The organism is Archangium violaceum Cb vi76 (assembly GCF_000733295.1).
In the GTDB taxonomy this organism is placed as follows: domain Bacteria; phylum Myxococcota; class Myxococcia; order Myxococcales; family Myxococcaceae; genus Archangium; species Archangium violaceum.
Map to the genome: position 1 here is coordinate 1 of NZ_JPMI01000159.1, position 12,584 is coordinate 12,584.

General features: G+C 68.0%; 12 protein-coding genes. 8 read left to right on the forward strand and 4 right to left on the reverse strand.

Annotated elements, in window-relative coordinates; translation table 11 throughout:
• Together Q664_RS23265 and Q664_RS23270 are read right to left on the reverse strand one after the other, a co-directional pair.
• On the reverse strand, positions 1-379 hold a 379-nt coding region (locus tag Q664_RS23265; RefSeq protein ID WP_043399695.1), incomplete at its 3' end, for a DUF3226 domain-containing protein.
• Positions 376-1,449: an AAA family ATPase gene (locus Q664_RS23270; RefSeq protein WP_043399698.1), complete on the reverse strand. Its 1,074-nt coding sequence runs from the start codon at positions 1,447-1,449 to the stop codon at positions 376-378. The genes Q664_RS23265 and Q664_RS23270, both read right to left, overlap by 4 nt.
• A 209-nt stretch (positions 1,450-1,658) precedes the next feature.
• On the opposite strand from Q664_RS23270, the gene Q664_RS23275 reads away from it, so the two are divergent.
• The 7 genes from Q664_RS23275 to Q664_RS23305 are packed head-to-tail and all read left to right on the forward strand — an operon-like array spanning position 1,659 to position 8,445.
• Positions 1,659-3,101, forward strand: coding sequence for an aldehyde dehydrogenase (locus tag Q664_RS23275; RefSeq protein ID WP_043399701.1), 1,443 nt, complete (start codon positions 1,659-1,661; stop codon positions 3,099-3,101).
• Positions 3,098-3,529 (forward strand): RidA family protein, encoded by a 432-nt coding sequence (locus Q664_RS23280; RefSeq protein WP_043399704.1) that lies wholly within the window; start codon positions 3,098-3,100, stop codon positions 3,527-3,529. Before Q664_RS23275 ends, Q664_RS23280 begins: the two co-directional genes overlap by 4 nt.
• A 1-nt stretch (position 3,530) precedes the next feature.
• Positions 3,531-4,055, forward strand: coding sequence for a 3-hydroxyanthranilate 3,4-dioxygenase (gene nbaC / locus Q664_RS23285; protein ID WP_043399707.1), 525 nt, complete (start codon positions 3,531-3,533; stop codon positions 4,053-4,055).
• The gene (locus Q664_RS23290) at positions 4,052-5,065 is read left to right on the forward strand and encodes an amidohydrolase family protein (RefSeq protein WP_043399710.1); all 1,014 of its coding nucleotides are present in this window, start codon (positions 4,052-4,054) and stop codon (positions 5,063-5,065) included. The genes nbaC and Q664_RS23290 overlap by 4 nt, the downstream gene beginning before the upstream one ends.
• Positions 5,066-6,346 (forward strand): kynureninase, encoded by a 1,281-nt coding sequence (gene kynU, locus Q664_RS23295; protein WP_043399713.1) that lies wholly within the window; start codon positions 5,066-5,068, stop codon positions 6,344-6,346.
• A complete protein-coding gene (locus Q664_RS23300; RefSeq protein WP_043399716.1) occupies positions 6,333-7,730 on the forward strand; it encodes an FAD-dependent oxidoreductase in 1,398 nt (465 codons plus the stop codon). Before kynU ends, Q664_RS23300 begins: the two co-directional genes overlap by 14 nt.
• The gene (locus tag Q664_RS23305; RefSeq protein ID WP_043399718.1) at positions 7,708-8,445 is read left to right on the forward strand and encodes an SDR family oxidoreductase; all 738 of its coding nucleotides are present in this window, start codon (positions 7,708-7,710) and stop codon (positions 8,443-8,445) included. The genes Q664_RS23300 and Q664_RS23305 overlap by 23 nt, the downstream gene beginning before the upstream one ends.
• A gap of 51 nt (positions 8,446-8,496) precedes the next feature.
• On the opposite strand, the gene Q664_RS23310 is transcribed toward Q664_RS23305, so the two are convergent.
• Together Q664_RS23310 and Q664_RS23315 are read right to left on the reverse strand one after the other, a co-directional pair.
• The gene (locus tag Q664_RS23310; protein ID WP_043399722.1) at positions 8,497-9,231 is read right to left on the reverse strand and encodes an immunity 52 family protein; all 735 of its coding nucleotides are present in this window, start codon (positions 9,229-9,231) and stop codon (positions 8,497-8,499) included.
• A gap of 15 nt (positions 9,232-9,246) precedes the next feature.
• Positions 9,247-10,767, reverse strand: coding sequence for a Tox-REase-5 domain-containing protein (locus Q664_RS23315; RefSeq protein ID WP_043399723.1), 1,521 nt, complete (start codon positions 10,765-10,767; stop codon positions 9,247-9,249).
• Between the two features lie 190 nt (positions 10,768-10,957).
• On the opposite strand from Q664_RS23315, the gene Q664_RS23320 reads away from it, so the two are divergent.
• Positions 10,958-12,584: serine/threonine protein kinase (locus Q664_RS23320; protein ID WP_152622289.1), on the forward strand; the 1,627-nt coding region annotated here is incomplete at its 3' end.

A 12,584-nucleotide genomic window follows, 5' to 3' on the forward strand; every position in this document is an offset into this window, starting at 1 on the left:
GAGAGTTGTCTGGCATGAGCCAGATGCCGACGCGCGAGTTGGCGCGGGTTCCCGCAGTGATCGTGCCGCCTGGATTGGGAGTTGCTGGCAGGGTGACGCCCAGGTCCTTGAAGATGTCCTTGAGTTGCTGCCACCGGTGGGTGGGAGTCAGGTCCGCATCAATGACGAGCCCGAGCCGGTCGTACGTCTTGAGCGCCGTGGAGAGAGTGGCCTTCATGAGCAGCTTCTCGACTCCCCCTGCGGCGTCGACGTAGGGACGTATCGTGCGGTCATCCTTCCAATCGTATCCATGACGGTCGAGGAGATTGATGATCGCCCACTGGTCATCCGGCCCTTCGACCATCAGCCGGTAGGGACTCTTGGGGAGGGGCTTGCTCACCGGAGCTCCATCTGGTGCTGGGAGGCCGCGAGGATTTCATCGGCGGAGTAGGGGACACTCGCCTCGGCGCCGCGCTCGATGCGATGCAGCGAGATGAGGTCACGGACCCCAGGAGATTCCTCGTACAACGCCGCCAGGGCCCGGACGCAATCGAGGCTGTGGGTCGTGGCCAACACCTGGATGTCCAGACGCCGTGCAACCTCCACGACAAGCCGCCACATCCGGGTCATGACGGAATGGTGCAACCCCGTGTCGATTTCATCGACGAGCAGGTAGCCGCCCGTGGAGTTCGCGAGGTTCAAGCTCAAGGCAAGGAGCCGCTTGATTCCCTCTCCCATGCTTCCCAGAGGGATGCGTTCATCGGAGCCTCTGAGCTTGACCAACATGCCACCCCCAATCTGCAGGGCAGCGAGGCGTTCAATGTCCGGCTCGATGATCTGGAGAGCGTTCGTGACACTGGTCTCTTCTGGGGTCAGGACCACGCCATCCCATAGCAGACGAAGCTCCCAGACAGGAGGCGCGGCCGTTTCCATGAAATGGACCTTCCACGGTTTGTTGGAGAGTTTCGTCGCGGCGTTACGCAGCAGACGAGTCATGACGCTGTAGCCAGCCATCGGAAAGATGTTGCCCTCTGACCCCATTCCATCCCCTGAAATCGAGAGGGCGAGATTGGCCCCAGGTCTGAGAAGCTCTAGGGGTGGTGTCTCATCGTCGCCCTCCAGCTTCCCCACGGGACGAGGGATGATCCGACATCTGATGGAGCGAGGACGCCCTTCCACGACTGCTTCGATCTCGAAGGATTTGCCGGCTTCGAGAGCGTGGCCGTGAAAGAGATGGTTCACCTGGGTGTAGTCAACTTTCGCGCCCCTGGAGAAATCAAGCTCGTCTCGGCGCACCAAACTGCGCTCGAGAATGGAGGGACCCGTCGCACCCAGCACCAGCTCGGCGGCATCAAGTACCGAGGTCTTCCCCGCGTTGTTCGTGCCGACCAGCAGGCTGACCCGGGTCAACCCTTCCACGGTGAGTTTGCGGAAGGAGCGGAAGTTATCAATCCGCAGAGTGGACATCATGCTGGAGACTCCAGGCAGAAGAGGGCAGGCCACTCTGGCGTCTACCATCAGCACCCCCAACGCTCCAGTTGTGAGCGCGGCGACTGGTGCGCCTGGGCCCGCGTTCCGGGCGGGCTCCACTTCTGAACGCTCCGGCGCCGCCACCCGGGTAGCCGGGGTGTGGGGCCCGTGGTATTCCGGGCCCCGGCTTGCCCCAGGAGGATGCGCGCATGGAGAAGGTCCTCAACTACATCGGCGGAGAGCTGGTCGCCCCGAGCTCCCAGGTCTGGTTCGACAAGCCGGACCCCGCCACCGGGGAGCCCTCGGTCCAGGTGCCGGACTCGGACGAGAAGGACATCCAGCGCGCCGTGGAGGCCGCCCGGAACGCGTTTCCGGCCTGGGCCGCCACCCCGGCCGCCGAGCGGGCCCGATTGCTGCGCCGCGTCGCGGACACCCTTCGCACCCGGCTGGACGCCTTCGCCCGCGCCGAGGCCATCGACACCGGCAAGCCCTTCAAGCTGGCCTCCACGGTGGACATCCCCCGGAGCATCCAGAACTTCGAGTTCTTCGCGGACGCGGTGACGCAGTTCTCCACCGAGGCCCACGTCATGGACGGCGGAGCGCTCAACTACACGGTGCGCTCGCCCCTGGGCGTGGTGGGCTGCATCTCGCCGTGGAACCTGCCCCTCTACCTGCTCACATGGAAGCTCGCGCCCGCGCTGGCCATCGGCAACTGCGTGGTGGCCAAGCCCTCCGAGGTGACGCCCATGACGGCGTACCTGCTCGCCCAGGTGTGCCGAGAGGTCGGCCTGCCTCCCGGCGTGCTCAACATCGTCCACGGCTACGGCGCCAGGGTGGGCTCCGCGATGAGCCGCCACCCGGACATCAGCGCCATCTCCTTCACCGGCAGCACGCGCACGGGCGCTGAAATCGCCCGCGTCGCCGCGCCGCTCTTCAAGAAGCTCTCGCTGGAGATGGGCGGCAAGAATCCCAACGTCATCTTCGCCGACTGCGACTTCGACGAGGCCCTGGCCACCACGGTGCGCTCGACCTTCTCCAACCAGGGTCAAATCTGTCTCTGCGGCTCGCGCATCTTCGTGCAGGCCCCCATCTACGAGCGCTTCAAGGCGGCGTTGGTGGAGCGCACGAAGGCGCTGAAGGTGGGCGACCCGATGGACCCGTCCACGGACCAGGGCGCGCTGGTGTCCCCGCAGCACTTCGAGAAGGTGATGGGCTGCATCGAGGTGGCGCGCAAGGAAGGCGGCCGCGTCCTCACCGGAGGCAAGCGCGCCGAGGTGCCGGGCCGCTGCCGCGACGGCTGGTTCGTGGAGCCCACGCTCATCGAGGGCCTGGGCCACGCGTGCAGCACCAATCAGGAAGAGATCTTCGGCCCGGTGGCCACGCTCACCCCCTTCGAGAAGGAGGAGGAGGTGCTCGCCTGGGCCAACAGCACCCGCTACGGGCTGGCGGCGAGCGTGTGGACGCGGGACGTGACGCGGGCCCACCGCTTCGCCGCGAAGCTGGAGAGCGGCATCGTCTGGGTGAACTGCTGGATGCTGCGCGACCTGCGCACGCCGTTCGGCGGCGTGAAGGAATCGGGCGTGGGACGCGAGGGCGGCCTGGACGCGCTGCGCTTCTTCACCGAGCCCAAGAACGTGTGCGTGAAGCTATGAGCAACTCCGATCGAATCGACTCCCAGAAGGCCCCCGAGCCCGTGGGCCTCTATCCCCACGCCCGGCGCGTGGGCAACCTGCTGTTCCTCTCCGGCGTGGGCCCGCGCGAGCGCGGAAGCAAGAAGATCCCCGGCGTCGAGCTGGATGCCCAGGGCAACATCGTCTCCTACGACATCGAGACGCAGACCCACTCGGTGTTCCGCAACGTGCGCTACATCCTGGAGGAGGCGGGCTCCTCGTGGGACCGGCTGGTGGACGTGACGGTGTACCTCACGGACATGAAGAAGGACTTCCCCACGTACAACCGCCTGTGGGCCGAGTACTTCAAGGACGTGCCCACCCCGCCGTGCCGGACGACGCTCGGCATCACCGCGCTGCCCACCCCCATCGCCATCGAGCTGAAGTGCATGGCCACGATTGGAGACTGAGATGAGCCGATTGCAGCCCCTCAACTTCAAGAAGTGGATTGACGAGCACCGCCACCTGCTCAAGCCCCCCGTGGGCAACCAGATGGTGTGGCAGGACCGGGACTTCATCGTGATGGTGGTGGGCGGGCCCAACTCGCGCACCGACTTCCACATCGACGCGAGCGAGGAGTTCTTCTACCAGGTGGAGGGGGACATCACCCTGCGCGTCATGGAGGACGGCAAGCCGCAGGACATCCCCATCCGCGAGGGGGAGATCTTCCTCTTGCCCCCCAACGTGCCGCACTCGCCGCAGCGGCCCGCGGGCACGGTGGGCCTCGTCATCGAGCGCAAGCGCCGCGAGGGCGAGCTGGACGGCTTCGCGTGGTTCTGCCCCCAGTGCAACACGAAGCTGTATGACGAGTACCTCCAGGTGACCAACATCGTCACCCAGCTGCCGCCCATCTTCGAGCGCTTCTATGGCAACCCGGAGCACTGCACCTGCAAGCAGTGCGGCTTCCGGGTGACTCGCGAGCCGCGCAAGTCATGAAGATCGACATCCACACGCACCTGCTGCCGCCCGAGATACCGCGCTTCGCCGAGCGCTACGGTTACGGCGGCTTCATGACGCTGGAGCACCACGCCCCGTGCCGGGCGCGTATGGTGCGCGATGACGGGAAGTTCTTCCGCGAGATTGAAAGCAACTGCTGGGACCCGGTGAAGCGCATCGAGGAGTGTGATGCGCACGGCGTCAGCGTACAGGTGCTGTCCACGGTGCCGGTGATGTTCGGCTATTGGGCGAAGCCGGAGCACGGGTTGGACCTGTCGCGCTTCCTCAACGACCAGCTGGCCTCGGTGGTGAAGGCGCACCCGAAACGCTTCGTGGGCCTGGGCACGGTGCCGTTGCAGTCCCCCGAGCTGGCCGTGCGCGAGCTGGAGCGCTGCATGCGCGAGCTGGGCCTGGCGGGCGTGCAGGTGGGCTCGCACGTCAACGGGCTCAACCTGGGTGAGCCGGAGCTGTTCCCCTTCTTCGAGGCCGCCGCGGACCTGGGCGCCGCCATCTTCGTCCACCCCTGGGACATGCTGGGCGAGGCGCGGATGAAGAAGTACTGGATGCCCTGGCTCGTGGGCATGCCCGCCGAGGTGGCGCTGGCCATCTGCTCGCTGCTCTTCTCCGGCACGCTGGAGAAGCTGCCGAAGCTGCGGGTCGCCTTCGCGCACGGCGGCGGCGCCTTCCCGGGCACCTTCGGCCGCATCGAGCACGGCTTCCAGGTGCGGCCGGACCTCGTCGCGGTGGACAACCCCGTGTCACCCCGCGACTACCTGGGCCGCTTCTGGGTGGACTCGCTGGTGCACGACCCGGACATGCTGCGCTTCATCGTGCGGATGTTCGGCCCGGACAAGGTGGCCCTGGGCAGTGACTATCCCTTCCCCCTCGGTGAGGACCGGCCGGGCACGCTCGTGGAGTCCCTCGCGGAATTCGACGCCGCCACCCGGGAGAAGCTGTTGTGCCGGAACGCGCTCGCGTGGCTCGGGCGCTCGTATGAGGAGTTCAAGTAGATGAGCGGTGCAGCGGTGCGGTACGAGGCCAGTGAAGCATTCGCCCGGCGGATGGACGCGGAGGATCCGCTCCGCCACTTCCGCGACGAGTTCCTCTTTCCCCGCCACCACGGCGAGCCCGTCATCTACTTCGTGGGCAACTCGCTGGGGCTCCAGCCGCGCAAGGCGACGCCCTACGTGCTGGAGGCGCTCAAGGACTGGGAGACGCACGGGGTGGAGGGCCACTTCCGCGGCTCGCACCCGTGGATGCCCTACCACGAGCTGCTCACCGAGCAGACCGCGCGGCTGGTGGGCGCCCACCCGCTCGAGGTGGTGGTGATGAACACCCTCTCGGTGAACCTCCACCTGATGCTGGTGTCCTTCTACCGGCCCTCGGGCGAGCGCCGGAAGATCCTCATCGAGGCCGGTGCCTTCCCCTCGGACCAGTACGCCGTGGCCTCGCAGGTGCGCTTCCACGGGCACACGCCGGAGGACGCCGTGCTCCAGCTCTCCCCACGCCCCGGCGAGGAGACGCTGCGCACCGAGGACATCCTCGACACCCTCGAGCGCCACGGGAAGGACATCGCCCTGGTGCTGCTGGGCAACGTGAACTACCTCACCGGCCAGGCGTTCGACATGGCCACCATCACCCGCGCCGCGCACCGGCAGGGCTGCAAGGTGGGCTTCGACCTGGCGCACGCCGCGGGCAACCTCCACCTGTCGCTGCACGACGACGGGCCGGACTTCGCCGTGTGGTGCTCGTACAAGTACCTCAACGGCGGCCCGGGCACGCTCGGCGGCGTCTTCGTCCACGAGCGCCACGCGCACGACAAGACGCTGCCCCGCTTCCAGGGGTGGTGGGGCCACGACAAGCAGTCGCGCTTCCAGATGGGGCCGGACTTCGACCCCATTCCGGGCGCCGAGGGCTGGCAGTTGTCCAACCCGCCCATCTTCCAGATGGCGGCGCTGCGTGCGTCCATGGAGATCTTCGATCGCGCCACCATGCCGGCCCTGCGCCGCAAGAGCGAGCTGCTCACCGGCTACCTGGAGTTCCTCCTGGACCAGCTCCCTCCCGGCTTCGTGCGCAGCATCACGCCGAGGGACCCCAAGCAGCGCGGTGCCCACCTGTCGCTGCGCTTCAGCAAGGAGCCCCGGAAGCTGCTCGAGAAGCTGACGGAGCAGGGAGTCCTCTGCGACTTCCGTTCACCGGACATCATCCGCGCCGCGCCGGCTCCGCTCTATGTGAGCTTCCTTGACGTATACCGCTTCGCGGGAGTGCTCGAACGGCATGCACGAGATTGAGCAGACGCAACGTGTGACGGTGGTGGGCGCGGGTCTGGTGGGCTCGCTCCTGTCGATGTACCTGGCGCGGCGCGGCTTCCAGGTGGACGTCCTGGAGTGGCGCCCGGACATGCGCCGCGAGGAGATTGGCGCGGGGCGCTCCATCAACCTCGCCATCTCCGCCCGTGGGCTGTACGCCCTGAAGCAGGTGGGGCTGGAGGACGAGGCGCTGCGCCATGCCATCCCCATGCGCGGCCGGATGATCCACCCCGTCTCCGGCGCGCTGGCCTTCCAGGCCTACGGCAAGGACGAGTCCCAGCACATCAACAGCATCTCGCGCGCGTGGCTGAACAAGTTCCTGATGACCCACGCGGAAGCCACGGGCCGGGTGCGCATCCAGTTCGAGCAGCGCGTGCAGCGCGTGGACTTCCAGAAGGGCGCGCTCGAGGTGCTGGACAGGCCGAGCGGTGCCGTGCGCGAGCTGCACAGCCCGGTGGTGCTTGGCACGGATGGTTCGGGCTCGGCGGTGCGGCGCGAGATGTCACAGGCTCCGGGCTACCGCGCGGCCCAGGAGCAGCTGAGCCACGGGTACAAGGAGCTGACGATTCCCCCGGGTCCGGGCGGCGCCTTCCAGATGGAGAAGCACGCGCTGCACATCTGGCCGCGTGGCTCGTACATGCTGATCGCCCTGCCCAACGAGGACGGCAGCTTCACCTGTACGCTGTTCCTGCCCTTCGATGGCCCGGTGAGCTTCGAGGCGCTGAAGACGCCGGAGCACCTGGTGGCCTTCTTCGAGGAGCAGTTCCCGGACGCGCGGGCGCTGATGCCCCACCTGACGCACGAGTTCTTCCACAACCCCACCGGGACGATGGTGACGGTGAAGAGCGAGCCGTGGCACGTGGGCGGCCAGTCGCTGCTGCTCGGGGACGCGGCGCACGCCATCGTGCCCTTCTTCGGGCAGGGGATGAACTGCGGCTTCGAGGACTGCGTGGCGCTGGATGCGTGCCTCGGGAAGCACACGCGGTGGGAGGACGCCTTCGTGGAGTTCTTCCGGCTGCGCAAGACGAACGCGGACGCCATCGCGGACATGGCGGTGGAGAACTTCGTGGAGATGCGGGACAAGACGGCGGACCCGCGCTTCCTGCTGGAGAAGGCCGTGGAGAAGGAGCTGCTCAAGGCCTTCCCGGGCGAGTTCCTGAGCCGCTACACGTTGGTGAGTTTCAGCCTGACGCCGTACCGGCTGGCATACGAGGTGGGCGCCATCGCGGGCGGCATCGTCTCCGAGTTGAGCGAAGGCCTCACGCGGGCGGAAGAGGTGGACCTGGACAGGGCGCGCACGCTCATTCGCGAGCGGCTGGTGCCCTTCGTGAAGGAGCATTCGGATGGATTTGGGACTGCGAGGTAGGCGGGCGCTGGTGCTGGGCGCCTCGGCTGGACTGGGGTACGCGATTGGCGCGCAGCTGGTGAAGGAGGGCGCGCGGGTGGCCATCTGCTCGCGCGACGAGGCGCGCATCCGTGACGCGGCCCAGCGCATGGGCGCCGAGTTCGGCGTGACGGCGGACCTGACGAAGCCGGGCACGACGAAGGAGCTGGTGGAGAAAGTGATTGGGGCGATGGGGGGCGTGGATGTGCTCGTGGTGAACACGGGTGGGCCGCCCAAGGGGAGCATCGAGAAGCTCACCGCCGAGCAGTGGCAGGAGGGCTTCCAGAGCCTGTGGATGAGCGTGGTGGAGGGCGTGCAGGCGGCGTTGCCGGGGATGAAGGAGCGGCGCTGGGGCCGCATCATCCTGGTGACGTCGGTGGCCGCGCGTGAGGCCATGCCGCTGCTGACCATCTCCAACGGGCTGCGCGCGGGGTTGATGGGGCTGGTGAAGACGGTGAGCAACGAGGTGGCCGAGCACGGTGTCACCATCAACGGCGTGCAGCCGGGCTACCACGCGACGGAGCGCCTCAAGGAGCTGGGCGTCCCCGAGGACAAGATTACGTCGGCGATTCCGGCACGCCGCCTGGGCAAACCCGAGGAGCTGGGGGCGCTGGTGACGTTCCTCGCCTCGGAGCAGGCGGGCTACATCACCGGCCAGTCCGTTGTCATCGACGGCGGCTGGATGCGCGGCTTCTGACGCGCAGGTGCCCTCGTTCCTTCGTGGAGCGGGGGCACTGGGGTTGCCGTTTCAGGAACCCATGGGGCGCAGGAGTCCGGCTCGGCTGAGCAGTTCATGGACCCGCTTGCCGAGTTCGACGTGCTCGGGATTCGCCGGTGTGATGAGCTCGGGCGTGAGGACGATGAGCATTCCCTTGTCCTCCACCGGCTCGATGCGCACGGGCGCGGGGAGCGGCGGAACCCTGCCCTGGCTGCGTGAGAAGTACATGAGCCAGCCCACGAAGTCCCTCGCGTTGTCGCCGGGTGTCACCGCGTCACGGTGCATCGTCGAGGTGGCGATGGCGGAATCGGGCTCCCATGCCAGGACCATGCTCCGTACAAGCCCGGTGAGAATGGGCACGCTCAGTACCCGCTCCGCGTTCGGCCCCCGGCCGGGCAGATTGACCACACAACGGTTGGACAGACCTTCGCAATAACCTCCGCACTTGAAGTTGAAGCCGCTCGCGTCGGAGTCGTCGGGCTCGCCATTCCATGCCCAGACAGAGTATCCAATATCCTCGAACTGCCGATCCTTGCCTCGCCGGACCCGCTTCGCGAGGGCTTCACCGGAGGGCTCGATGGGTCGCTTCAGCGCGTCCTTGCGCGACCTGCCTTGCTCGAACCACTGGGAGAAGGACGGATCGACTTTCGCGACGAAGGCCAGGAAGCGTTCCGCGCGCCGGGCGCACTCCTCCGGTGTTTCCTTCCGGGGACCCCAGTACGCCCCGGCATAGTACGAATCGAGTCTCGTGTACGTCTTGGCCATGGACCGCGCTACTCCCTAGAGGGCGGGTGTATAGACCACTTCGATCCCGGCCACGTTCTCAAGCTTGAACAAGCGCCGGATGGCATTGGCGACCTTCTCCTCCGAGACGTGCCATCGGATGGGCGTTCCCGTTGTTCTGGCGGCCCTGAGCTGCCGCTCGGCCTGGTCGACGAGCGCCTTTGCTCCTGAGTGCTTGAACCAGGGCCTGGGCTCGAGGGTGTCGAAGAACTTGTTGGCGTAACCGGGCCCCTTGGCCTCCAACAGCACGCCGTCCTTGAACCCGTCGAATCTCACCCCCCCGTCTTTCGCGCTCGTGCCACCGACCCAGTAGGCCTCGTCCGCGGAGTGACCTGAAATCTGCTCCTGGTAGGCGCGGGCTCGGCTGGACATGGACTCCCTGGCGGGCCCCCACCGCCCGGGTCCCGCTGCCGGTGACGGCGACTCCCCGCTCGCGTTTGCCCGCTGGAGGATGATGGCCGCTCCCGGCCCGCCGCTGAGCACCGTGGCTACCTTGCCCACTGGCACCACCACCCGCTCCACCACCAGCAGACCCTCGGCCGACAGCGAGAGCACTGGCACGGTGGCCTCCAGCCCGCCCATCGCCCGCGTCAGCGTGCTCGTCGTTCCACCCGCCGTGCCAAACGTGACGAGGAGGTGGGTCAGCAGCTTGGAGACAGCCTTCACCTGCTCGCCGTGCGTCATGTACCGGAAGCGCTCGAGGTACTGGGGCGAGGAGGCAATGAGGGCCGCGACCCCCGCGGGCAGGTGCTTCAGTGCCGCGATGCTGTCCGATGGGTGGGAAAGCAACTGGCCCATGGAATGGTACAGCTCGACGAAGGACTCCTGCGCCCCCTCCAGCGAGCGGTTGATGGCGTCGGCGTCGTCGTACACCTCGGCCAGTCCTGGCCCGTGTGGGACGGGGCGCAGTTGCGCATCCGCCTGCCGGAAGACCCAACCGCTGACGGTGTAGAAGCGCCCCAGCTCGAAGGGGCCAGCGCGGAAGGCTTCCTCCTTCCACTCCACCGGGCCCACCTTCTGCTGAGTGTGTCCGTCGAGCGTCCAGGCCAGGTAGCCGTCCGGCCGCAGCACGGCCACCCGCCTGAAGCGTTCCACCCGGTGAAGCAACGCCTCGCGAGAGACTTCCCCTCTCTCCAGTACCTCGCGCAGCAGATGGCAGACGGCCATGCGCGGTGGGAAGGAACCCAGCGTCACGGGTTTTGTCAGCAGCACCGCCAGCAGCCGGGCGGCCTCTTGGGGAGTGAGGGGAGCGCCTCGTGGAGGCTCGTCATTGACGTTGTCCAGGCCCGCCAGCAGGAGCAGGTGTTCGAAGGCGTCCACCTGCCTGGCCCCGCCGGCCACCGCGCGCACGGCCATTCCAGCCGGGCTCACCATGGCCATCCGCGTGCCCCGTACACGCTCGCCCTGGTGGCGGAACGCGCCCTGCCCAGATGGTGGCATCACCGTGATGCAGCCCGTGGACAACACGAGGGCTCCAAACACCAGGGGCATCCACTTCCGAGCCCATTCAGCGAACATGGTCCACCTGCACTCGCGGTGTGGATTCATCATATCCAACCTGCTGGAGCGGGGGCATCGAGGGGCTCTCGTGGAGAACGAGGACGTCGATGGTGGCTGGATGCGCGGTTTCTGAAGCGCAGGTGCCCTCGAGCGGCCCCATCCAGGCCGCGCGACCTGATAAGTTGAGGTCCTACGAGGTAGGCCCCGCGTGTCCACACATCCGCCATCCCCGAGCCCCGAGCACCCCATTCTCCGCGGCGCACTGGCTGCCCTGAATCCGCCCGATGACACGTCCCCACTGCCCGTGGGCACCGTCATTGGCGGAGACGTGGTGGAGGGGGTGCTGGGCCGTGGCGGCTTCGCCACGGTGTACCGGGTGAGAAGTCCCAGCGGCTACGTGTCCGCCCTCAAGCTGCTGCCGCTGGACCAGGGCCCCGAGCGCGCCGAGCGCGCCTGGCGTGAGATGTCGCTGGGCACGCGCCTGAACCACCCCAACCTCGTGCGCCAGCTGGGCGCGGGGCAGTGGCCCCTGGAGAACCCACGCTACCTGTGGGTGAAGCTGGAACGGGTGGAGGGCCCCACGCTGGACGCGTGGGGACTGGAGCCCGGGCGTACCCTGGGCGAGGTGGTGGAGCGGGTGCTGGAGGTGGCACGCGCCCTGGCGGTGTCGCACGAGGCGGGCGTGCTCCACCGGGACGTGAAGGAGGCCAACATCCTGGTGAGCCAGAGCACCGGACAGGCGGTGCTGGTGGACTTCGGAGTGGGCTACCACCCGGCGTGCCCCACATTGACGAAAGGCATGTTTCCCCCGGGCACGCCGGCCTACCGCGCCCCCGAGGCATGGGCCTATGGCCGTGCGCACGCGGGCGAGCCGGGCGCGCATTACCGGGCCGGGCCGGGCGATGACCTGTACGCGGTGGGCGTGGTGCTCTACCGGCTGCTGACGGGCCGCTTCCCCTTCCGGCCCGCCGAGCACGGGGGCGAGGACGTGGAGGCGGTGCTGCACCGGACGCCCCTGCCGCCGCACCTCGTCAACCCGCGGGTGCCCCTGGAGGTGGAGGAGGTGTGCCTGCGGCTGCTGGCCAAGACGCCCGAGGCGCGCTACCCGGGCGCGGTGGCGTTGTGCCAGGAACTGGAGGAGCTGCGGGCCCGGACGGACGTGGACTGGACGCAGGTGCTGTACCCGGAGCGGCGGCGCCCGGTAGCGCCCCGGGCACGCTGGAGCCAGGTACTGGCGGTGGTGGGCGTGGGGTTGGCGGTGGCACTGGGGGCCTGGTGGCTCGGCTCTGGCCGGGAAGTGGCGCCGGGTGGGCACACGCCGGAACCTGTGCGAGCCGTGACCGCGCCTCCTGTCGAGGTGCCTCCTCCCCCGGCCGCCGCCCCGCCGCTGGCGCTCCGAAAGGACAGTGCCCCCGTGAAGCAGCAGACAACACCCGGCTCCCAGCCCGAAACCGCCCCCAAGCGCCGGGGCTCCGCCGTGCGCACCGCGTGTCTTGGACTCACCGGCGCCGCGCTCCAGGCCTGCATGGGCACGCCGCAGCAGATGCCGTCCGAGCGTCCCGCGCCTCCGCCACAGGAGTGCCCCGCCGGGGCTGTGGAGACCATGACGAACACGCTCGGCTTGAGCGTTGGGGAAAAAACGAGCGTGGACTGGAGCAGCGTGCGGGGAAGGGCCGTGCACGTCCAGGAGGACGCGACCCTCCGCGTGGGCGGCCACTGGGAGGCGGGGGCTGATTGGACTGGCAAGGGCTGGAAGGTGGCGCTGCCGGACCAGACCCGCCTCACCGGGAAGCTCTACGTCAAGGAGGGGCGGGTGTACGGCCGCTTCACCGAGG